18 protein-coding genes are annotated in these 19,955 nt (G+C 69.4%); 6 read left to right on the forward strand and 12 right to left on the reverse strand.

Annotated features, from left to right (window positions below; translation table 11 throughout):
* Window positions 1–172: 172 nt before the first annotated feature.
* The 3 genes from ACR4XJ_RS00355 (at window position 173) to ACR4XJ_RS00365 (ending at window position 3,348) form a co-directional block, all read left to right on the forward strand.
* Complete coding sequence (locus tag ACR4XJ_RS00355) at window positions 173–904, forward strand: VTC domain-containing protein (protein WP_434753339.1); 732 nt, start codon at window positions 173–175, stop codon at window positions 902–904.
* Between the two features lie 76 nt (window positions 905–980).
* The gene (locus ACR4XJ_RS00360) at window positions 981–1,703 is read left to right on the forward strand and encodes a DUF4956 domain-containing protein (protein ID WP_434753340.1); all 723 of its coding nucleotides are present in this window, start codon (window positions 981–983) and stop codon (window positions 1,701–1,703) included.
* Window positions 1,675–3,348, forward strand: coding sequence for a CotH kinase family protein (locus ACR4XJ_RS00365; protein WP_434753341.1), 1,674 nt, complete (start codon window positions 1,675–1,677; stop codon window positions 3,346–3,348). The genes ACR4XJ_RS00360 and ACR4XJ_RS00365 overlap by 29 nt, the downstream gene beginning before the upstream one ends.
* Here ACR4XJ_RS00365 and ACR4XJ_RS00370 read toward each other — a convergent pair.
* Entirely contained in the window at window positions 3,335–4,438 is a 1,104-nt protein-coding gene (locus ACR4XJ_RS00370; protein WP_434753342.1) for an HDOD domain-containing protein, read from the reverse strand. The two genes, ACR4XJ_RS00365 and ACR4XJ_RS00370, sit on opposite strands and share 14 nt — an antisense overlap.
* A 434-nt stretch (window positions 4,439–4,872) precedes the next feature.
* Here ACR4XJ_RS00370 and ACR4XJ_RS00375 point away from each other — a divergent pair, with 434 nt between their 5' ends.
* Both ACR4XJ_RS00375 and ACR4XJ_RS00380 read left to right on the forward strand, forming a co-directional pair.
* Window positions 4,873–6,717, forward strand: a complete 1,845-nt coding sequence (locus tag ACR4XJ_RS00375; protein ID WP_434753343.1) for a sigma 54-interacting transcriptional regulator — start codon at window positions 4,873–4,875, stop codon at window positions 6,715–6,717.
* Between the two features lie 175 nt (window positions 6,718–6,892).
* The gene (locus ACR4XJ_RS00380) at window positions 6,893–7,639 is read left to right on the forward strand and encodes an FAD/NAD-binding family oxidoreductase (RefSeq protein ID WP_434753344.1); all 747 of its coding nucleotides are present in this window, start codon (window positions 6,893–6,895) and stop codon (window positions 7,637–7,639) included.
* Window positions 7,640–7,673: 34 nt separating this feature from the next.
* Here ACR4XJ_RS00380 and ACR4XJ_RS00385 read toward each other — a convergent pair whose 3' ends face one another.
* The 4 genes from ACR4XJ_RS00385 to ACR4XJ_RS00400 form a co-directional block, all read right to left on the reverse strand.
* Complete coding sequence (locus ACR4XJ_RS00385) at window positions 7,674–8,009, reverse strand: NifB/NifX family molybdenum-iron cluster-binding protein (protein ID WP_434753345.1); 336 nt, start codon at window positions 8,007–8,009, stop codon at window positions 7,674–7,676.
* A gap of 133 nt (window positions 8,010–8,142) precedes the next feature.
* On the reverse strand, window positions 8,143–8,793 hold the full coding sequence (thiE, locus tag ACR4XJ_RS00390) for a thiamine phosphate synthase (protein WP_434753346.1): 651 nt from the start codon (window positions 8,791–8,793) through the stop codon (window positions 8,143–8,145).
* Window positions 8,790–9,602, reverse strand: coding sequence for a hydroxyethylthiazole kinase (thiM, locus tag ACR4XJ_RS00395; RefSeq protein WP_434753347.1), 813 nt, complete (start codon window positions 9,600–9,602; stop codon window positions 8,790–8,792). Before thiM ends, thiE begins: the two co-directional genes overlap by 4 nt.
* A 109-nt stretch (window positions 9,603–9,711) precedes the next feature.
* Window positions 9,712–11,220, reverse strand: coding sequence for a PLP-dependent aminotransferase family protein (locus ACR4XJ_RS00400; RefSeq protein ID WP_434753348.1), 1,509 nt, complete (start codon window positions 11,218–11,220; stop codon window positions 9,712–9,714).
* Window positions 11,221–11,408: 188 nt separating this feature from the next.
* On the opposite strand from ACR4XJ_RS00400, the gene ACR4XJ_RS00405 reads away from it, so the two are divergent.
* Entirely contained in the window at window positions 11,409–11,882 is a 474-nt protein-coding gene (locus tag ACR4XJ_RS00405; protein ID WP_434753349.1) for a pyridoxamine 5'-phosphate oxidase family protein, read from the forward strand.
* 109 nt (window positions 11,883–11,991) lie between these two features.
* Here the strand turns inward: ACR4XJ_RS00405 and ACR4XJ_RS00410 are convergent, their stop codons facing one another.
* The 7 genes from ACR4XJ_RS00410 to ACR4XJ_RS00440 all read right to left on the reverse strand — a co-directional run bounded on the left by ACR4XJ_RS00410 (window position 11,992) and on the right by ACR4XJ_RS00440 (window position 19,928).
* Window positions 11,992–13,188 (reverse strand): PLP-dependent aminotransferase family protein, encoded by a 1,197-nt coding sequence (locus ACR4XJ_RS00410; RefSeq protein ID WP_434753350.1) that lies wholly within the window; start codon window positions 13,186–13,188, stop codon window positions 11,992–11,994.
* A gap of 268 nt (window positions 13,189–13,456) precedes the next feature.
* Window positions 13,457–14,302: an LpxI family protein gene (locus ACR4XJ_RS00415; protein WP_434753351.1), complete on the reverse strand. Its 846-nt coding sequence runs from the start codon at window positions 14,300–14,302 to the stop codon at window positions 13,457–13,459.
* A gap of 156 nt (window positions 14,303–14,458) precedes the next feature.
* Entirely contained in the window at window positions 14,459–15,259 is an 801-nt protein-coding gene (gene lpxA, locus ACR4XJ_RS00420) for an acyl-ACP--UDP-N-acetylglucosamine O-acyltransferase (RefSeq protein WP_434753352.1), read from the reverse strand.
* Window positions 15,259–15,723 carry a 3-hydroxyacyl-ACP dehydratase FabZ gene (gene fabZ, locus ACR4XJ_RS00425; RefSeq protein ID WP_333504780.1) on the reverse strand — a complete coding sequence of 155 codons (465 nt, stop codon included), beginning with the start codon at window positions 15,721–15,723 and terminating at the stop codon, window positions 15,259–15,261. Before fabZ ends, lpxA begins: the two co-directional genes overlap by 1 nt.
* Window position 15,724: 1 nt before the next feature.
* A complete protein-coding gene (gene lpxD, locus ACR4XJ_RS00430) occupies window positions 15,725–16,756 on the reverse strand; it encodes a UDP-3-O-(3-hydroxymyristoyl)glucosamine N-acyltransferase (protein ID WP_434753353.1) in 1,032 nt (343 codons plus the stop codon).
* Window positions 16,757–16,766: 10 nt separating this feature from the next.
* Complete coding sequence (locus tag ACR4XJ_RS00435; protein WP_333504782.1) at window positions 16,767–17,294, reverse strand: OmpH family outer membrane protein; 528 nt, start codon at window positions 17,292–17,294, stop codon at window positions 16,767–16,769.
* A gap of 243 nt (window positions 17,295–17,537) precedes the next feature.
* Window positions 17,538–19,928 (reverse strand): N-acetylmuramoyl-L-alanine amidase, encoded by a 2,391-nt coding sequence (locus ACR4XJ_RS00440; RefSeq protein WP_434753354.1) that lies wholly within the window; start codon window positions 19,926–19,928, stop codon window positions 17,538–17,540.
* Window positions 19,929–19,955 lie beyond the last annotated feature (27 nt).

Genomic DNA, 19,955 nt, shown 5'->3' on the forward strand with positions numbered 1-19,955 from the left:
CGCATCTCCGCGCCGCGTGGCGCAATGGACTTTCCGCACGATATCCCGTAACACGGGTGCGTCACGGCCCGGAACCGCTCCGGCCTTCCGGCCCGCATGCCGCCCCTGCCAGCGCGGGAACGGCGCCTTGCTCCGGCATGATCACCCTACTCGCATCCGTGGCGGCCCCAGCGTGAGCAACGAGATAAAATACACCTTCGCTCCGGCGTTCGCCCGCGCGGTCGTGGACCTGCTGCGCGCCGTGTGCCGCCCCGACCCCGAATTTCCCGCGGCGGACGTCTTTTCGCTGTACTACGACACGCCGGACCTGGACCTGCTGGAAGAAAAGCGCAACAGCGACTACCTGAAGACCAAGATCCGCTGCCGCTGGTACGGCGCCGTGGCGGGAACGGAAATGGGGCGCGCCGTGTTCATCGAGGCCAAGCGCAAGGAAGGCGCGGCCCGCGACAAGGCCCGCGTGCTGCTGCCCATGGACGGCGCCACCCTGTGGAACACTCCGCTGACCGCCCCCGAACTGCACCGCCTGCCGGAACACCTGGCCGAGGCGGGCATTCCGTTTCCCCGGCCCATCTTTCCCATGTTCATCCTGCGCTACACCCGCCACCGCTTCATCGACCCGGCCAGCGGGGCGCGCATCGCCGTGGACGCGGGCATCCACGTGCCCAGGGCCAACCCGGCCTTCATCCCCCGGCACAACCCCACCCCCCTGCCGGTGGCCGTGCTGGAGGTGAAGGGCGGCCTGCGCGAGATGCCGCGCCCGCTCCAGGCCGCAAGCACCTTCCACTTCCGGCGGGAAACGTTTTCCAAGTACCTCGCATGCCACGACATGCTGTTCTGTTCCACGGGGATGCCGGGCGGCTACACATGCTTCGCCCCGGCGGCGCCGCCTCGCAGCCGCGCCTGACGCCTTTCCCGCCGCCCGCAAGACCCCGAACACCCGACCTTCGAACACCTCACCCCCAGACAAGGCCGTCATCCCCATGGTTGAATCACTTTTCGACGTTCTCGGCAGTTCCTACCAGGCACTGGTCGCCGTGACCGGCTTCGGCTCCAAGCAGGCGGCGAACATCGGTGCGGGCACCTTCCTGCTGGCCCTGCTGATCTCCCTGCTCACCTCGCAGTACACCGCGCTGCTGTACTCCCGCTTCTACGAAAACCGGGGCACGGGCAGCCTGGTCCACCGCAGCTTCCTGCTGCTGGGGCCGTCCATCACCGCCATCTTCATCTGCGTGCAGTTCTCGCTGCCGCTGTCCCTGGGCCTGCTCGGCGCGCTGTCCATCATCCGCTTCCGTACCCCCATCAAGGAACCGGAAGAGGTGGGCTTCATCATGGTGAACATCGCCACCGCCATCTGCTGCGCCACCCTGAACATCGTCATCCTGGCCCTGTTCCTGGGCGTGATCACCGCGGGGCTGGTGCTGGTGCACCGCTTCCGCCGCAACCGGGTAGCGCGGCGCAGCGGCACGGCGGTCATCGCCTACCCGGCCTCAGAGCGCGAGGCCGACGCGGCCATCCTGCCCGCCCTGCGCGAAAGCCTGCCGGAACTGACCGTGGCCAGCATTTCCGGCGACGGCGAGCGGCGCACCATCGTCGCCACCTTCGCCCGCTCCGACGAAACCCTGGTGCAGCGCCTGACCACGCTGGCCGGCGGGCTTGCCCCCCACGCGGAAATCAATGTCTATTTCGACCACGCGGCCCGGTAGCGCCCAGCCGCCCGCCCCGGGGTCACACTCCGGCGCGGACCGCATCTCCCGCGTTCCCCACGCTCCCCACATTCCGTTGTGGGCGGCGGCGCTGTTTCTGGCGGCCCTGCTCTGCGCGGGCCTGCTGCTGGAACGTTCCCCCGCCCTCCGGCAGTACCGCGCCGTATCGCTGGACATCGCCACCAGCAAGGACTCGCTGGGTTCCCCCAGAAAGCGGCAACTGCTCACCGAACTGGGCCTGCCCGACGTGCACGCCGTATCGCCCGAGCACCGCGATCAGGTCGAACGGCTGCTCGGCGAGGCGCGCGGCGACATATCCCCCGCCCTCATCGCCAGCGGCTGGCCGGTGGTGGCCATCCGCACGGACGAGGAGAACCTTTCCGACCCGGAAATCGGCATCGTCGCCAATCCGGAAGAGCGGGGCATCGCCTGGGAGCGCCTGTCTTCCATGGTCTTCTACAAGGACGGGCAGGAGCGGCTCGCCACCGGCGCGGGCCTGCGCATCCACGGCGGCGGGTCGCGCAAGGACGGCATAGCCTTCCGCCTGTACTTCCGGAACTCGTACGGCCAGTCCCCCATCCCCGCGGACACGTTCTTTCCCGGCGTCGAGGGCAGCCTGAAGCGCATCGTCCTGCGCAAGGAAAAAATGCCCCGTCCCGGCTTCGTCTGCATGCTGGGCTTCGACGTCATGGCCAGGCTGGGGGCGCAGGTTCCGCACTTCGTGCCCGCCATTTATCTGATCAACGGCAAGGAAATGGGTATTTCGCTGCTGTGCGAGCACATCAGCGTCAATGGCTGGCGCCGCAAGCTCGGCCACAACGACTTTCTGCTCTACAACATCCGCAAGAGCAACGACCGCAAGGAATTCGCCGCATTGCGCGAGCTGTACCTGTGGGCCCGGCTGATGCCCGCGCCGCTCACCATGCAGCAGGTGGAACGCCGGATGGACCTGCGCAGCATGTGCGCGATCATCTTCGGTTCGATGTATCTGGGAGCCAACGACTGGGACCAGGGGGCCTTCCTGCTCGACAGGGCGCAGCCCGACCCGGTCTGGATGAACATCGCGTGGGATCTGGACCAGGCTTTCCAGCACCTGTCGCCCACCGCGCCGCTGGAAAAGCGGCCCGGCTGGAAATTCGCCATGGACGAGGCCAAGGCGGTGCGCATGCGCCTGTTCCTGCGCCTGTGGAAGGAAGCGGCCGAATTCAGGACCTGGTTCCTGCGGTACATGGCCGATGCCCTGAACCACACGCTGCATCCTTCCGAGCTGGAACGCATGATTGCCCCGTATGTGGCGATGGAACGGCAACTGGGGCGTGAGATGTTCGACCAGGATCTGGCCGCGGCGATGCTTGCGGCCCGTCCCGTGCAGGTCATGGAAGAAACCGTGCGCGACCTCGGCGCGCCCGCATGGTCCGCCGTGCGCGTCAGTTCGCCCTGCCCGGTGCGCATCGACGGCATGGCTGACTACACCGAGTACACGGGGCGCTATTTCATGGGTCAGACCGTGCGCCTGCACGCCATGCCGCCCGCCGGGAAACGGTTTTCGCACTGGGAGGTGGACGGCGCCCGGCGCGACGGCCCGGACATGGAACTGGCCGTCGAGGGCCCCATGGCCGTCAGCGCCGTGTTCACCGATGCGTGACGCCGCTTCCCGCCCCTAGCACCGCGTACATCTCGTCCACCCCATCCAGCAATACCTCGCAGGCGGCGTCCAGGTCGTGCGCCGAAATGAACCCCGCGTCCACGGCGTCGCCGTCCAGCGGCTGCACGCAGTCGTCGCCGGTGCCGCCGATGCCGAAGGCCTTCACCGCCTCGTCGGCCAGGTGCACCAGCAACGCCTCGTCGCTGGCCGGGGCCTCGGACGGGGCATGATGATGGCACACCGCATCCAGCAGCACGGGGGGCAGGTTCCAGCGGCGCAGCAGGGCCGCGCCCAGTTCGCCGTGGGTCAGGCCCAATTCCGCCCGTTCCGCCTCGGTCAGCGACAGCCCCTGGTCAAGGCAGCGGTCCAGCACCCGTTCCGCCCCGGCGGGCCACACGGCGCAGATGGCCAGCCAGCCCATGTCGTGCAGCAGCCCGGCCACGAAATAGCGCTCCGGGTCGTCGCGCCCCAGCCGCGTGGCCAGGGCGCGCGCCGTGAGCGCCGTGGCCACCGAATGCAGCCAGAAATCGTGCAGGTTGACCACGTGGGGCGGCCGTTCGCGGAACAGCCCCAGCACGAAGGTGCCCAGGGCCAGAGAGGTCACCCGGCGCGTGCCCGCCGCCGCCACGGCGCGGCTTACCGTTTCCACCGGCGCGCGAAAGCCGAACAGCGGCCCGTTGACCAGCCGCAGCAGCGAGGCGGCAAGGCGGGGGTCCTTGGAGATGATGGCCGCCAACTCCTCGTACGAGGGCTCCTCGCGCTCCATGGCGTGCTGCAACTCCAGGAACACCTGCGGCAGGGCGGGCAGGCGGGCGTGTTCGGCCAGCCCGTCAAGATCGCCGGGAACCAGGCCGGTGTTGGCCTCGTGGCTCACCTCGGGCGGCAGCGGCATGCGCGGGGCGGGCAGTTCGCAGGTGGCCCCTTCGCGCAGGGACCGCACCAGCGCTTCCACCGCCCTGCGCCTGAGCAGCGCCAGCAGCGGATGCGCAGCGCCCGAAAGCCGGAACCGCCGCGCCACCGCCTCCTCGGCGGCCTCCTGCACGTCGCGGCCGCAACCGCCCGGCATTCCCGGCCCCATTGCCTGCGCCACGTTCACCCCCGGATGGAATACAGGATATGAAATCGCCCACTCGACTTTCTCATACGCCAATTGCCACCGGAGGCAAATACCCGCGCGCGCCGGCCGCGTGCCCCGCAATTCCGCCACTGCTCGGAAAATGCCAAAACCCCGGTGAGGGGAACACCGGGGTTTTGTCGGAATGAAGCGACTGAATCATAAGTCCGGGCGCGAGGGAACGCACGGACTCGGCACCGAAAAGAACGGCAGCACCGTCTTTCGTGACGTACTAAAGCACAACCCGTGCCAGACCGGTGACAACCCCCCGGAACCACGGCGGACAAGGGTTTGCCGCGCTCCATGCCCGCCATGGCTGTTACGAAATTTCGTTGTTGACGAAATTTCGTAACGATATATCGTAGGAGCATTCCCACAGGCCCCCATCCCCCCATTCCAGAGGTTTTCCCATGTCCGCCGACGCTCCGGCCTCCCCCCGCTTCCCGGTCCGCCCGGAACCCGCCCTGGCCCACTCGGTGCTCCAGCAGTTCGACATCAGCCCGTTCCTGGACATGATGCTCAACGTGGCCCAGGAACGCACCGTGGAGGGGCTTCTGGAACTGACCCACCGCGTCAACCGGGGCACCCACGTCATGTGCGGGTGCATCTGGTTCGTGGACGCGCCGCCCCCGGCCGCCGGGGCCGCGTCCGGTCCCGCATCCGGTAGAGACGGCGAGGGCGACCATGTCCTGCGCCTGATGACCGTGGCCGGGCACACCGTGACCCCGGTGCGCGGCTGGCGCCACGCCGAGGGCTCCTACGCCATGGTGCCGCTGACCGAACCGCTGGTGGGCCAGGTGGCCGCGCGCGGCGAGCCCGCGTGGGCGGCATCGCCCGAGGAATGGACCCGCCCGGCCTGGGCCGTGGACGAGTCCATCCATGCCTACGCCGCCTATCCGTTGCAGTTCAAGGGCGACCTGATCGGGGTCATGGCCGTGTTCTACGACCGGCCCATGCGCGGCGTGCTGGCCGACCTGATGCTGCTGCACCGCAAGATGCACAAGATATTCGCGGATTCCCTGTCCGCCGCCGTGGTCAACGCCCGTTCCTTCGAGGAAATCCAGCACCTGCGCCGCGCCCTGGAACTGGAGAACGAACACCTGCGCGGCGAGGTGCGCCGCGCCCGCGCGCCGCACGCCATCGTGGGCGACAGCCCCCCGCTGCGCCGCGCCCTGGAGCAGGTGGACATGGTGGCCCCCACCGACGCCACGGTGCTGCTGCTGGGGGAATCGGGCACCGGCAAGGAACTGGTGGCCCAGGCCATCCACGACCGCAGCCAGCGCGCCGCCGCGCCGCTGGTGCGGGTGAACTGCTCGGCCATCCCGCGCGAGCTGTTCGAAAGCGAATTCTTCGGCCACGTCAAGGGCGCGTTCACCGGCGCCCTGCGCGACCGCGTGGGGCGCTTTCAACTGGCCGACGGGGGCACCCTGTTCCTGGACGAAGTGGGCGAAATTCCCCTGGAATTGCAGGGCAAGCTGCTGCGCGTGCTGCAAGAGGGCGTGTTCGAGCGGGTGGGCGAGGAACGCAGCCGCAGCGTGGACGTGCGCATCATCGCCGCCACCAACCGCGACCTGCGGGCCGACGTGGAGCACGGCCGCTTCCGGCAGGACCTGTTCTTCCGGCTCAGCGTGTTCCCGGTGGCCCTGCCGCCCCTGCGCGCCCGGCGCGAGGACATCCCCCTGCTGGCCCGGCATTTCGTGCGCGCCTCGTGCCGCCGCCTGAACCTGCCGGAACCGCGCGTCTCGCACCGCCAGATGGCCGAACTGCAATCCTACCCGTGGCCGGGCAACGTGCGCGAGTTGCAGAACGTCATCGAGCGCGGGGTGATCATGGCCGAAGGGGGGCGGCTGGTGCTGGACCTGCCGCCGGATGGCGGCGCGCCCGGCAGGCCGGGGACCGGATGGCAGGCCGAAGGCTGGCAGGCTCCCGCGCCCGTGACCGGCCCGGCGGCATCCGCGTCCGGCGCGCCCGGCCATGCGGGGGGAGCCGGACAGGACAGGGCCGGACAGGGCCGTGCCGGACTGGGCCGGGGCGGACCCGACGCCACCGGCGCGGGCGTGGAAACCGGGGAGCCGGACGCCGCGGCCATCATCCCCGAAGCGCGCTGGCGGGAATTGCAGCGGGCCAACATCGAACGCGCCCTGTCCACGGCCGGGGGCCGCGTGCATGGCCCCGGCGGCGCGGCGGAACTGCTGGGCATTCCACCCACCACCCTGCAATCGCGCATGAAGACGCTGGGGCTGCGCGGGCGCTGAGACGGCGCGCCGCCTGCCCGCAACGCGCGGCCACGGCGTCCGGCGGTGATATTTACGCCGCACCGGACACGCCCCGCTTGTCATGCCCGCCGCCATGGGCGAAACTACGGTCCGGCCCGGCATGGGCCGACGGCATCGGCGCATCCGCCGGGGCCGACCGCCCAAGGAGCGACACATGAGCGACGATTCCCGCACCCGCAAGGCCCGCATCGTGCGCACCGTGCGCGAGAACGACAACACCACCTCCGTGTATATCGACACGGGCGACGATGAGCGTTTCCGCACGTTCCGCCCCGGGCAGTTCGCCACCCTGCGGGTGATGGAGGAGGACGGCTGGAGCGAGGCCCACCCCTTCACCATCGCCGCCGCGCCCGGCGATACCGTGCGGCTGACCATCCGGGGCAAGGGGCGCTTCACGTCGGAACTGGTGCCCGGCCTGCGCGACGGCGACGAGGTGCGCTGTGCCGGACCCTACGGGGTGTTCTGCCGCGACATCGAACGGCAGGAGCAGATCGTGCTCATCGCGGGCGGGGTGGGCATCACGCCGTTTCTCAGCGTGCTGCGCAGCTTCGACCAGACCGGAGCCACCAACCGGGTGGTGCTGTTCTGGTCCAACAAGACCTACGGCGACGCCTTTGCCGCCGGAGAACTGGAAGCCATGACCCGGCGGCTGGACCTGACCGTGGTGCACGTGCTCACGCGCGAGACCAGCCCGCACCATTACGCCGACCCGGAACTGCCCGCCGTGTTCTTCGAAAAGGGGCACCTCTCGCGCGACATGCTGGCCCGCCACGTGCAGTCGGCCACGGCCTCGTTCTACCTGTGCGGTCCCGGCCCCATGCAGCAGCACGTGCTGGCCGAACTGCGCGCCTTCGGGGTGGACACCGGCGGCGTGGAGACCGAGCAGTTCGTGTTCTCGTAGGCTGTCCGGGCGGACGCCGCCCGGATGACCCCGCCTACTGCCGGGGCACGTTGCCGACAAGTTCCCGGTAGCGGGCCACCGCCTCGCTGACCAGCCCGCTGCTGGCCGCCAGCACTTCGATGCCCGCATCGGCCAGGGCCAGCCGCGCCTTGGGGCCGCACTCGCCGCACAGCACCACCGTGGCCCGCGCGGCGGACAACAGTTGCGCCACCGAGCGCCCGGCATCCTCACGGTCGTCGCGGTGCGCGTTGCGCACGGCGATGACGCCCTCGGTCTCCGTATCGGTCACCACGAACCATTCCGCCCGGCCGAACACCGGCTCCACGTTGCTGTCGGGCCGGGGCCCGTCCGCCGCCACGGCAATGCGCATGGCTCCTCCTTCGTTGTTCCGGTCGTCGATGCCCGTCCGGTCCAATCCAGCCGATCCGTTGACCCGTCCGGTCTTCCATCGCCGGGGGCGGCACCCGTCCGCCAGCCCGCCATCCCTACCATCCCTACCGTCCCTACCATCCCCTGACCGCCCGCACCGCGCCGCGCAGTTCCGCCGCCGCCCGCCGGGGATCGTCGGCCGCGCACACGGCCGAGACCACGGCCAGTCCGTCGGCCCCGGCCGCCAGCACCGAGGCCGCGTTGGCCGCGCCGATGCCGCCGATGGCCACCAGCGTGCGCCCCGTGGCCGCGCGCAGCCGGGCAAGGCCGTCCAGCCCCCACGGCAACGCGGTGTCCGCCTTGGTGGGGGTGGCGAACACCGGGCTCACTCCCAGATAGTCCACGTCCAGCGTTTCCGCCTCGCGCGCCTGCTCCATGGTCTCCACGGACAGGCCGATGAGGGCCGCCTGGCCCAGCAGGGCCCGCACGTCGGCGGGGTGCATGTCGCCCTGCCCCACGTGCACGCCGTCCGCGCCGCAGGCCAGGGCCACGTCCACCCGGTCGTTGATCAGCAGGGGCACACCGCGCGGGGCCAGCAGCGCCTTCAACGCGCGGGCCAGTTCCACGAACTCGCGCGTGTCCGCGTGCTTTTCGCGCAACTGCACCACCGTGACGCCGCCCGCCACGGCCGCCATGACCACGTCCGGCAGGGCGCGGCCCCGGCACAGCGCGCGGTCGGTGACCAGGTACACCCCGTAGTCCGCGTCGCGGCGGAGCCCGCTCACGGGCGGCTCACCCGCACGCGGGCCCGGACGTCCTGCTCCGACAGGGTGTACAGCGCGTCCATGAAATGCATGGCGAAGCTGCCCGGCCCGGCGGCGCGCTCCGCCGCCATGCCCCCGGCGGCGGACATGGCGGCCATGCCGCTCACCGCGCCTTCCAGCGGGCTGGCGGCCACGGCGGCGTGGGCGGCCACCAGCACCGTGGCCACGCACCCCATGCCGGTGACGCGGGGCATCAGTTCGTGCCCGCCGGTGACCAGCACCACCTCGTCGCCGTCGGTGACCAGGTCCACCGGGCCGCTGACCACGGTGACGCAGCGGTGGCGGCGCGACAGGGCCCGCGCCGAATCGGCGGCGGCGTGCGCGTCGCGGGTGGAATCCACCCCGCGCGTGGCCCCCGCCGCACCGGCCAGGGCCATGATTTCCGAGCCGTTGCCGCGCACGATGACCGGGCGCACCCGCTCCATGAGCTGCGCGGCGGTGGTGGTGCGCAGGGTGGACGCGCCCGCGCCCACCGGGTCGAGCACCACGGGGATGCCCCGCTCGCGCGCGGCGGCCCCGGCCAGGAACATGCTGTCGATCCACGGCGCGCTCAGGGTGCCGATGTTCAGCACCAGCGCGGAGACCATGTTCACCAGTTCCGCCATCTCCTCGCGGGCGTGGGCCATGATGGGCGAGGCCCCGGCGGCCAGCAGCGCGTTGGCGGTGACGTTCATGACCACGAAGTTGGTGATGCTGTGCACCAGGGGCGCCTGGCGCCGCACGGCATCCACGTTGCGCCATATCTGTTGCACATGTTCGGTATGGGGCATGTGCCCTCCTTTGCGTAATCGTGGGTGGCACCGGCCCGCCGGGCGGGATGCCGCCACCCCGGAAAAATCCGGGAGTCGCCTCCGCATCTTACGAACGGCGGACGCCGCGTCAACCCCGCACCGCGGTGGCCGGAAACCACCCCTGCCGCAAACGTTCCAGGGCCGCCGCGATGTCCGCCTCGGACAGCATGCCGTACCCGATGAACAGGCAGTTGCCCGGGTACCGCCGCGCATCCGCCCAGAACGGCGATGCCGGATACACCCGCACCCCGTGCGCCGCCGCCCGCTCCACCAGCGCGGCCTCGCCCGGCCCGCCGGGCACCTCCAGCAGCAGGTGCAGCCCCGCGTTGTGCCCGTGGATGCGCACCCCGTCGCCCATCAGGCGGTTGGCCGTGCCCACGAAAACGTCGTGCTTGCGCTTCTTGGCCAGGCAGATGCGCCGCAGATGCCGTTCCCAGTGCCCTTCGGCCATGAAGCGGGCCAGCACGGCCTGCTCCAGCCAGGGCACCGTGCACTGGAACCCCGCGAATACCGTGCGGAACCTTTCCGCCAGTTGCTCCGGCAGCACCATGTACGACATGCGCATGCCGGGCGACAGGGTCTTGGAAAAGGTGCCCGTGTAGATGACCCGGCCATGCCGGTCGATGGACTGCAACGACGGGATGGGCCTGCCGTCGTAGCGCAGTTCGCTGTCGTAGTCGTCCTCCACGATCCACGCCCCATGTTCCGTGGCCCAGTTGAGGATTTCCATGCGGCGGCAGATGGGCATCACCGCGCCGGTGGGAAACTGGTGCGACGGGGCAATGTGCACCACCCGCGCGGACGACGCCCGCAGCGCCGCCACGTCGATGCCATCCCCGTTGACGGGGATGGGGATGGTGCGAAAGCCGAAGCACTCGTAGGCCCGCCTGGCCCCGTTGTAGGCGGGGTCTTCCAGCGCGACCTGAGCGAACGGGGCGAACTTGGCAAACGGGGCGAACGGGGGCACTGGCGGTGCCGGGGCCACCTGCCCGTGCTGGGGGTGCAGCAGGCGCGTCACCGCCATGATCGACGGTTGCAGGCCGCTGCACATGACCACCTGGTCCTCGGTACAGCGGACGCCCCGGCTACGGTACAGGTAGGCCGCCAGTTCGGCCCGCAGATGCAGGTCGCCGTGGGCATCGCCGTACACGTGCATGCCGTCGGAGGCGATGCGCCCGGTCCGCGCCTCCTCCATGACCGCGAACAGCAGCTTGCGCCAGACGGCGTAGGGAAAGGTGGCGGCATCCAGGTTGCCGTAGTGGAAGTCATAGTCCGGCGGGCGCCGCGCGGCTGGCGCGTCCTGGCGTCCTGCTTTTCCGCATCCGTGCGGCGCGGGGCTTTCCGCCACATGCAGGTCGCGCTGGATCACGTTCACCCGGTACCCGGAGCGCGGCAGCACCGACACGTACCCTTCCAGCACCAGTTGGGCGTAGGCGTTTTCCACCGTGTTCCTTCCCGCGCGCAGATCGCGGGCCAAGGCACGGATGGACGGCAGACGCATGCCCTGCGGCAACGCGCCGGAAAGGATATCCTGCTTCAACTGGTCGTAAATCTGCTGGTAGAGCGGCGCATCGGCGGCGGCATCCAGATGCAGCATGGAACACTCCCGGCGGTACGGTGGCGGTGTTGCCGGATGTCGGCACGAAAGGCAGCCGGTGCGGGCGGGCCTTGGCCGACCATTACTGCCCGGAGGCTGTCCGCTACCAGAAAATCGAACTGTCCCTATTCATACCGGCTACAGTTGCACTAAGCATGGGGACAGCAAACATCTACCCGGAGGTTCCCATGCAGGCAAGAATGAAAGACCACCCCCTCTCGCCGGAACAGATCGCCCACCTGCTGGACACGGAACTTGTGGGCAGGCTGGCCACCAACGGCGCCGACGGCTGCCCGTACGTCACGCCGGCCCACTTCGCGGTCATGGACGGCACCGTCTACATCCACGGCCTGGCTGCGGGCGAAAAGCTGCACAACATCAAGCGCGACCCCATGGTCGGGTTCGAGGTGGACAAGATGCTCTCGCTCATCCACCACCCCGACCTGCCCTGCGACACCAACACCGCCTACGAAAGCGTGATCATCCGGGGCCGGGCGTCGGTCGTGCAGGACACCGCCACCGTGACCCGCGTGCTTGACGCCATTGTGGCCAAGTACACCCCGCAGCACACCGGCAAAGGCTACCCGCCCAACATGCTGAAGATGACCGCCGTCATCGCCGTGGACGTCACGTCGTGTACGGGCAAGTTCTTCCCGGCCTAGAGGCTGTCGCCTAACGCAGCACGGAAAAGGGGCGCCCCACCGTCATGGTGGAGCGCCCCATCGTCATGGCGTCATAGGCTGGCGGACGCAAGGTTGCCAGCGGCAACCTTTACGCCGCGCTGCTCCGGCAACCGCCTTGGCAGCCTCCCAGGTATTCGCGCAGGCACTGCCCGAGGCGCGCGATGCCCTCGTCGATCAGTTCCGGGCTGGAGTTGGAGAAGTTCAGGCGGAAGGTGTCGTCGGTGTCGTCCACGTAGAACGGCCGCCCCGGCACGAAGGCCACCTTGCGCTCGATGGCCTTGTGGAACAGCGCTTCTGCCGAAAGGCCCTCGGGCAACGTGCACCACAGGAACATGCCGCCTTCCGGCTCGGTGCAGGACACTTCTTCCGGAAAGTGCCGGCGGATGGCCTGCACCATGACATCGCGCTGGGCGCCGTAGCGGGCGCGGATGGAGGCGATGTGCGTGTCCACGTCGTTGTCCATAAGATAACGGTGCAGGATGCGCTGGGTGAAGCCGGGGGTATGCAGGTCGCTGGCCTGCTTGGCGGTGATCATGGGGTTCAGCACGTCCTGCGGGGCGCACACCCAGCCCAGGCGCAAGCCCGGCGACACCACCTTGGAGAACGAGCCCAGCAGCACCGAGGGGGCCTGCATGTACGCGCGCACCGGCGGCAGGTGCTGCCCCATGAAGCGCAGTTCGCCGTAGGGGTTGTCCTCCACCAGCAGGCAGCCGGTGTCGGCCATGATCTCGGCCACCTCGCGGCGGGTTGCATCGTCGTAGGTGATGCCCGAGGGGTTCTGGAAGCTGGGCACGGCGTAGAACACCTGCGCGCCCTCGGCCGCCCGGCGCAGCCCGTCCGTGTCCACTCCGTGCGGAGTCAGGGGCACGGTGACGAAGTCCGGCCCGAACACGGCGAAACACTGGATGGCCCCGAGATAGCCGGGCCGTTCCATGACCACCCTGCCGCCCCGGTCGATGCACGCCTTGGCCACCAGGTCCAGGGCCTGCTGCGAGCCGGTGGTGATCAGGATGTCGTCCGCCGACACGGTGATGCCCTGCCGCTTGTAGCGGTCGGCGATCCACTGCCGCAGGGGCGGGAACCCCTCGGTGGTGGTGTATTGCAGGGCTTCCGGCCCGGCCTCTTCCAGCACGCTGGCGGCCGCGCTGGCCACCGCGTCCACCGGGAACGACGCCGGGTGCGGCAGCCCCCCGGCAAAGGAGATGATATCCGGTTGCGCCGTCACCTTCAGTATTTCGCGGATGTAGGAACGGGGCACACCTTCCATGCGTTGGGCAAGACGCATCGCTGTATCCTCCGCCGCCCCCCAGGGGCTGTTTCTAACTAGTCCTTTCGCCCGTTGGCGTCGTCAAACTTCGCCTGCCATGTCGGTCGAATACGAGAAGAGTATACTCCCTCATGGCAGGCTGGTTTTCCTTGCCAACGAACGAAAATACCAAGTTAGAAGCAGCCCCTCGGGCGGCATGTATCTATGCGGGCAACCGGCCCGCGTGGGGTCTGTCCACTGCGCGGCGCGGCCTCGGGATGCCCGGCGGCCTCGCCGCGGCGGGCGTTCAGTTCGTCACGTCCGGCTCGTCCCCGGCCATGAACCCTTCCGGCATGGAAATGATGGCGATGTCGTGCTTGTCGGCCAGGGCGATACTTTCCTCGCGGTCGAAGAACAGGGTCTTGCCCGCTTCCAGCGCCAGGCAGGTGTAGCCGTAGTCGGCCAGCACCCGGATGGTGCCCGCGCCAAGGGCCGGAAGATCGATGCGGTCGTCCTGGCCGGGCTTGACCACCTTCACCGCCACGCAGCCCTCGCCGCCCAGTTCGCCGCCACGGCGCAGGGTGGCGTCGGTGCCTTCCATGCCCTCCACGGCCACCGTCATGCCGCGCTTGACCACGATGCACTGGCCGATGTCCAGCCGCCCCAGCACGTGGGCGATGGGCCAGCCGTAGCGGATGTCGGCCCATTCCTCGTCGCTGGGCGGGCGCTTGGTCAGCACCCCCTCGGGCGCGCGCAGGCCGGGCACCAGCGAGGCGGGCTGCACCACGGCAAGCCCTTCCGATTCCAGTTCGTCGATGACCGCGCGCAGGATGGCGTCGTCGCCCTTGGCCCGCAGGCGGAACAGCACCTTGGCCGCCCGCAGGTCGGGCCGCAGGTCCAGCGCGCGCGGCTTGCTGATGGCCCCGGCCAGGCACAGGCGGTGCACGCCGTGGTCGCGGAAGAAGTCGATGAGCTTGCCGAGCTGCCCCAGGTGCAGCATGGCGAAGGCGTCCGCCTCGTGTTCCAGCGTCTCGTCGGTGTGGCCGTGAAAGCCGCACATGACCACGGATAGCCCCTCGGCGCGCGCGCCGCGCGCCACCAGCGCCGGAAACTGTCCCTTGCCTGCGATGATGCCGATGGATTCGTTGCTCATGCTGCTCCCGTGCGGGTGTGTACCGTCTGAGGTGCGAGTGTGTCCGTACGTGCGCCGTTCCGCTGCCGCATCGCCGCCCCGCCGGAACGGCAAAGGGGGAAAGGGGCCATGGCCCGCTTTCCCCCTTCGGCGGAATGGCGGTGCATTCCGTACGGGCTATACGGGCGTTCCCTGCGATGCGGGCAGAATGCCGCGCTCGCTGGCGCGAATGAATTCTACGAATAGAAGAACTTCGGGGTAGTTGCCAAGCTCGTATTCCAGCTGTTCCAGGGCCTCCTTGCGGGGCACCTCGGAATTCCAGACCAGCCGGTAGGCATTCTTCAGCGCGGCGATGAGCTCGCGCGAGGCCTGCATGCGGCGCAGGCCCACCAGGTTGGGGCTGTGCACCCCGGCGCGGTGGCCCACGGCCAGCATGAACGGGGGCAGGTCCTGGGCGATGCCGCTCATGCCGCCCACGAAGGCGTGCGCGCCGATGCGCACGAACTGGTGCACGGCGGAAAGGCCGCTGAGGATCACATGGTCGCCCACGTGCACGTGCCCGGCCAGGGTCGCGCCGTTGGACATGACGATGCCGCTGCCCAGGACGCAGTCGTGCGCCACGTGGGTGTAGGCCATCAGCAGGTTGTTGCTGCCGATGCGGGTCACCCCGCCGCCGCCCTCGGTGCCCCGGTGCAGGGTGGCGAATTCGCGCACGGTGTTGCCGTCGCCCATCTCCAGGGTGGAGACTTCGCCGTGGAATTTCAGGTCCTGCGGCTCGCCACCCACGCAGGCATAGGAGTGGATGTGGTTGCGCTCGCCCATGCGGGTGTGGCTTTTGACCGAGGCGAAGGCGTCGATGCGCGACCCGGCCCCGACCACCACGTCCTCCTCGATGACGGCGCAGGGGCCGACCGTCACGCCGTCGCCAAGCCGCGCGCTTTCGTGCACGAACGCGGAAGGATGCACCTGCGCGGCCACTACATGTCCTCCCTGTTGGTCACGGCGGCGGTCATCACCGCCTCGGCGGCCAGCTTGCCGTCCACGTAGGCGAAGCCTTCCATCTTCCACAGCTTCAGCTTGTGGCGCAGCAGGCGGCAGTGCAGTTCCAGCCTGTCGCCGGGGTACACCGGCTTGCGGAAGCGCACCGACTCGATGCCGGTGAACAGGAACAGCTTGTCCTCCACGGGGGTGTCGGTGCTCTTGACCACCAGGATGCCCCCGGCCTGGGCCAGGGCTTCCATGATCAGCACGCCCGGCATCACGGGCACGCCGGGAAAGTGCCCCTCGAAGAACGGCTCGTTCATGGTCACGTTCTTGTAGGCCTTGATGTACTCGCCGGGTACGTATTCCGTCACCCTGTCCACCAGCAGGAAGGGGTAGCGATGGGGCAACAGGCCCAGGATCTGGCGGATGTCGAGGATGTTCCGTGCGGGGTCGCTCATGTCATTCCTTGGCGGCGAGCTTTTTCAGTTCCTCAAGCTCCTTTTCGAGCTTGCCGATGCGCTTGTACATGTCGGGGAGCTTGGGCATCACGGTCAGGGTGCGCATGTAGGTGGCCTTGTCCACGGCGGGCGCGCCGCCCATGGTTTCGCCGTCGGGGATGCTCTTGGCCACGCCCGACTTGGGACCCAGGGTCACCCCGTTGCCGATGGAAAGGTGCCCGGCCACGCCCACCTGCCCGGCCATGGTCACGTCGTCTCCCACCTTGGTGGAGCCGGAAATGCCCACCTGCGAGACAATGAGGCAGTTGCGCCCCATCTCCACATTATGGCCGATCTGCACCAGGTTGTCGATCTTGGTTCCGTCGCCCACAGTGGTCACGCCCAGCACCGAACGGTCGATGGCGGTGTTGGCCCCCACCTCCACGTCGTTGCCCAGGCGCACGGAGCCCACCTGCGGAATCTTCTGGATGCCGAACTCGGTGCGGGCAAAACCGAAGCCGTCGGCGCCCAGCACCACGCCCGCGTGCAGGATGCAGCCGTCGCCGATCCCGGTCCCGGCCATCAGCACCGCGTTGGGGTACAGCAGGCACCCGGAGCCCACGCGGCAGTCCTCGCCCACGTAGCAGCCGGGAAAAAGGACGGTCCCCGCGCCGATGCGCGCACGGGGACCGATGAATGCGAAGGGATAGACGGTGCAGCCGTCGCCCAGTTCCGCCTCGGGGTGCACGAACGCCATGTCGCTCACGCCCGAAAGGCTGCCCTGCGGTTTGGCGAACAGGGCCAGGGTGCGGCCGAAATCGAAGTACGGATTGGCGCTGACCAGGGCGCACGGCACCGCGTCCGCATGCTCGGCCGACACGATCACCGCGCCGGCGCGGGTGGTCGCCAGCAGGTGGGTGTACTTGGGGTTCGCCAGAAAGCTCACCTCGGCGGGGCCTGCCGCCTCGAGGGTGTTCACGCCCTCGATCGCGCGGTCCTCGCCGCGCAGTTCGAGTCCCAGCAGCCCCGCCAACTCGGAAAGCAGTCTGGCCATCGGCCCCCCGCTACTTCTTGCCCGCGCGGTACACGCGGTTCACTTCGTCCAGCAGTTCCTTGGTCACGTCGATGGTCTTGTCGGCATGCACCACGCCGGCGGCGGCGCCGTCGAGGATCAGGGTGTAGCCCTTCTTCTCGCCGTATTCCTTGGCGGCCTTCAGGATGAGGGCGGCCATCTCCTGGCGCACGCGCACTTCGGCGCCTTCCACCTTGCGGGCGAAGGCGCGGGTCTTGTCCTCGAGGTCGCGCTTCAGGCGGATGAACTCCACCTTCTTGTCCTCCTTGGCTTCAGCGGACAGCGCGGCGGACTGGACCTTCATGTCCTCGGCCTTCTTCTTCAGGTCGTTGGCCTGCTTTTCCAGCTGGTCCTTCTCGGCGCCGAAGGTGGCCTTCATCTTCTTCTGGGCTTCCTGCGCGGCTTCGCTCTGGGAGGCGATGGCCTGCATGTTGACGATGGCGATCTTCATGTCGGCGGCGGCGGCAACGGTGGTCCAGGCAAGGACGAAGGCCGCGGCCAGGATGAGAACTCTACGCATGCGAAGCGACTCCTTTGAAAACACCTTGGATGATTGGCAGCCGGAAGCCCCGGCGTGTACTTGCGATGATGCGCGGCCCGGCGCTGCCGCCGGTTCGCGGGGGGGCCCCGAAGGCCGCCGGACGCCGCCCGACGCCCGTTATGCGCCGTTCCCCCGGCGCCTGCCGCATGCCGCGCCGAAGGGCGCGATATGCAGGGGTTCGCGGTCAGTTATCCCCTTGTCGATGGGGCGTCAAGCGGTGCGTCATCTCTGCGAAAAACGGGCTAGTTTGCGCTTGTACGAGGCCACCCCCTCGGCGATGCCGTCGGCCAGGGTGGACAGGTACTTGTCCGAGTTCAGGCGGCGCGCCTCGTCCGGGTTGGTGCAGTAGCCAAGCTCCACCAGCACCGAGGGCATGCGCGCCCCCATCAGCACGTAGAACGGGGCCGAGCGCACGCCGTTGTCATGGGCGGGAAAGCCGCCGCGCCGCAGCCGCCCCAGGGCGGAATCCTGCACGAAGTTGGCCACGTCGCGCGATTCCTGGGTCTTGGCGTTGAGCATGAGGTCGGTGAGGATGAATTGCAGGTCGCTGAGGCTTTTCTCGCTGACGGCGTTTTCGCGCGCGGCCACGCGGGTGGCGCTGTCCGACCGGGCGAGGTCCAGGTAGTAGGTCTCGAAGCCGCAGATGCGCGGATCGGTGTTGGCGTTGACGTGCAGCGACAGGAACAGGTCGGCCTTCCTGTCGTTGGCCAGGGCCGTGCGCCGGTCCAGCGGCACGAACACGTCCTTGTCGCGGGTGTAGATGACCGAAAAGCCCATGCGGCGCAAACGCTCGCCCACCATCCGGGCCATCTTCAGGGTCAGGTTGCGCTCGACGATGCCGTTGCCCATGGCGCCGGGGTCCTTGCCGCCGTGGCCCGCGTCGATCATCACGGTGTGCACGGTGAGGCCCAGTTGCTCCACCAGGTCCTTGGGCGGCGTGGACGGGGCGGCCCTGTCCGCCTCGCGCACCGGCACGGACACCCGCGAATCGTCGGGGCGCTGGCCGTCCGGAAGGGCCGCGTCGGTGGCGCCCACCTCGATGACCACCCGGTACGGGTTGCGCACCGCCTGCACCTTGTAGCGCTTGAGGGCCTTGAAATCGAGAATGACCCGGGTATGGCCGGACGAGGGCTGGTCGGAGCGCACCCGCGTCAGCAGCGCGCCGGACACCTTGGCGCCGGGCTTCACCGCGTCGTCGGGCAGGGCGTCGGCAAAGTCGATGTACAGGCGCGGCGGGCGGCCCGCGCCGTTGTCCGGCGCGGCGTACTGGCTGCGCCATTCCGTCTCGCGCGAAAGCTCGATGGTGATGGTGGCCCGGTCGTTGTCCGCCCGCCACGACACCTGGCGCAGCACGGCGGGCTTGACGGGCCGCGCCGGGGCGGCGGGCGATTGCGCCGACTGGGGGGCCGACTGGGGCGCGGCCTTGCCCGGCTGGGCGGACGCGATGATGCGCGCGGCGGTCAGGTCCGCCAGCAGGGCGCGGGCCTCTCCGGCCATGTCCCCCTTGGGGTAGCGGCGCAACTGCGTTTCCAGCATCTGGTGCGCGCCTTCGGCGTCGTCCAGGCGGGTGGCCTTGAGCCGCGCGGCGCGCAGCATGCAGTCGTCGGCCAGCGAATCGTCGGGGTAGGCGGCCACCACCTCGTTGTAGCGGGTCACCGCCCCGACGAAGTCGTCCTTGCGCCAGGAGCGCGAGGCCAGTTCTTCCTGCGCCACGGCCACGCCGTACGCGGCATTGGGGGCCAGATCGCCCTCGGGGGCGGCGTCGCGCGCGCCCTCGTACAGCGACATGACCCGCAGCCACGGCTCGCGCAGGGCGGCGCGTTTGGCGTCGCCGCGCAGCCCGTCCAGTTCCTTGCGGGCCTCGGCGTAGAGCTTTGCGGCCTTGGCCGGGTCGCTGCGCGCGCCCTTGCGCGGACTGGCCGGAGCCTTGGCCGGGGATTTGGAGGCGGGCACGGCGTCGGTGGTGGACGCCACGGCCACCCCGCCTTCGGCGGCGCGTGCGGCAGTGCCCGGCCCGGTGGCGGCAGGCGCGTCGCCGTCCTGCTCCAGGCGGCCGGAGCGCCCCACCGCCACCGGAGCCTTGGGCGCATCGCCGCCGGGCACGCCGGACAGGGCGGCCAGCAGGTCGCGGGCGGGTTCGGCCATGTCGCCGCTGGGGTAGCGGGTCAGGATGGTGTCCAGCAGCTTGCGGGCGTCGGCGGCATCGCCAAGGCGGTTGCCCCGGATGTCCGCGGCGTGCAGCAGCGCGTCGTCGGCCAGCACGTGCCATGCATACTTGGCCGCCACGCGCTCGAAGCGGCGGGCGGCGTCCTCGAAATCGGCCTTGCGGAAGGAGCGGCTCGCCAGTTCTTCCATGCCCAGCGCGGCGTGGAACATGGCGGCAGGCACGTTGGGCCAGTTCGGATGCTCGCGGACCACGCCGTCGAAACGGGCAACCACCCGTTCCCACGGTTCGCGCAGGGCCGCACGCCGGGCGTCCTTCTTCAACGCCTCCAGTTCCTTCTTGGCGGCGGTGTAGGCGGACGCGGCGTCGGCGGCCTCCGCCGGTGCGGGAAGGCCAAGGCAGCACATGAGGATGAGGGAAAACAGAAGGAGGGCGAAAAACCTGTGCATGTCCATTCCTGGGTTCCGCCGGGCGGC

This window comes from Nitratidesulfovibrio sp. D1 (genome assembly GCF_051133415.1).
In the GTDB taxonomy this organism is placed as follows: domain Bacteria; phylum Desulfobacterota; class Desulfovibrionia; order Desulfovibrionales; family Desulfovibrionaceae; genus Cupidesulfovibrio.

What these genes read in the sequence shown, in the direction of transcription:
- ACR4XJ_RS00435 (WP_333504782.1), bottom strand. Translation starts at nt 17,294, where the DNA reads ATGCGTAGAGTTCTCATCCTGGCCGCGGCCTTCGTCCTTGCCTGGACC.
- ACR4XJ_RS00365 (WP_434753341.1), top strand. Translation starts at nt 1,675, where the DNA reads ATGTCTATTTCGACCACGCGGCCCGGTAGCGCCCAGCCGCCCGCCCCG.
- ACR4XJ_RS00440 (WP_434753354.1), bottom strand. Translation starts at nt 19,928, where the DNA reads ATGCACAGGTTTTTCGCCCTCCTTCTGTTTTCCCTCATCCTCATGTGC.
- ACR4XJ_RS00380 (WP_434753344.1), top strand. Translation starts at nt 6,893, where the DNA reads ATGAGCGACGATTCCCGCACCCGCAAGGCCCGCATCGTGCGCACCGTG.
- ACR4XJ_RS00385 (WP_434753345.1), bottom strand. Translation starts at nt 8,009, where the DNA reads ATGCGCATTGCCGTGGCGGCGGACGGGCCCCGGCCCGACAGCAACGTG.
- ACR4XJ_RS00415 (WP_434753351.1), bottom strand. Translation starts at nt 14,302, where the DNA reads ATGAGCAACGAATCCATCGGCATCATCGCAGGCAAGGGACAGTTTCCG.
- fabZ (WP_333504780.1), bottom strand. Translation starts at nt 15,723, where the DNA reads ATGAGCGACCCCGCACGGAACATCCTCGACATCCGCCAGATCCTGGGC.
- ACR4XJ_RS00405 (WP_434753349.1), top strand. Translation starts at nt 11,409, where the DNA reads ATGCAGGCAAGAATGAAAGACCACCCCCTCTCGCCGGAACAGATCGCC.
- ACR4XJ_RS00410 (WP_434753350.1), bottom strand. Translation starts at nt 13,188, where the DNA reads ATGCGTCTTGCCCAACGCATGGAAGGTGTGCCCCGTTCCTACATCCGC.
- lpxD (WP_434753353.1), bottom strand. Translation starts at nt 16,756, where the DNA reads ATGGCCAGACTGCTTTCCGAGTTGGCGGGGCTGCTGGGACTCGAACTG.
- ACR4XJ_RS00375 (WP_434753343.1), top strand. Translation starts at nt 4,873, where the DNA reads ATGTCCGCCGACGCTCCGGCCTCCCCCCGCTTCCCGGTCCGCCCGGAA.
- ACR4XJ_RS00360 (WP_434753340.1), top strand. Translation starts at nt 981, where the DNA reads ATGGTTGAATCACTTTTCGACGTTCTCGGCAGTTCCTACCAGGCACTG.
- thiM (WP_434753347.1), bottom strand. Translation starts at nt 9,602, where the DNA reads ATGCCCCATACCGAACATGTGCAACAGATATGGCGCAACGTGGATGCC.
- ACR4XJ_RS00400 (WP_434753348.1), bottom strand. Translation starts at nt 11,220, where the DNA reads ATGCTGCATCTGGATGCCGCCGCCGATGCGCCGCTCTACCAGCAGATT.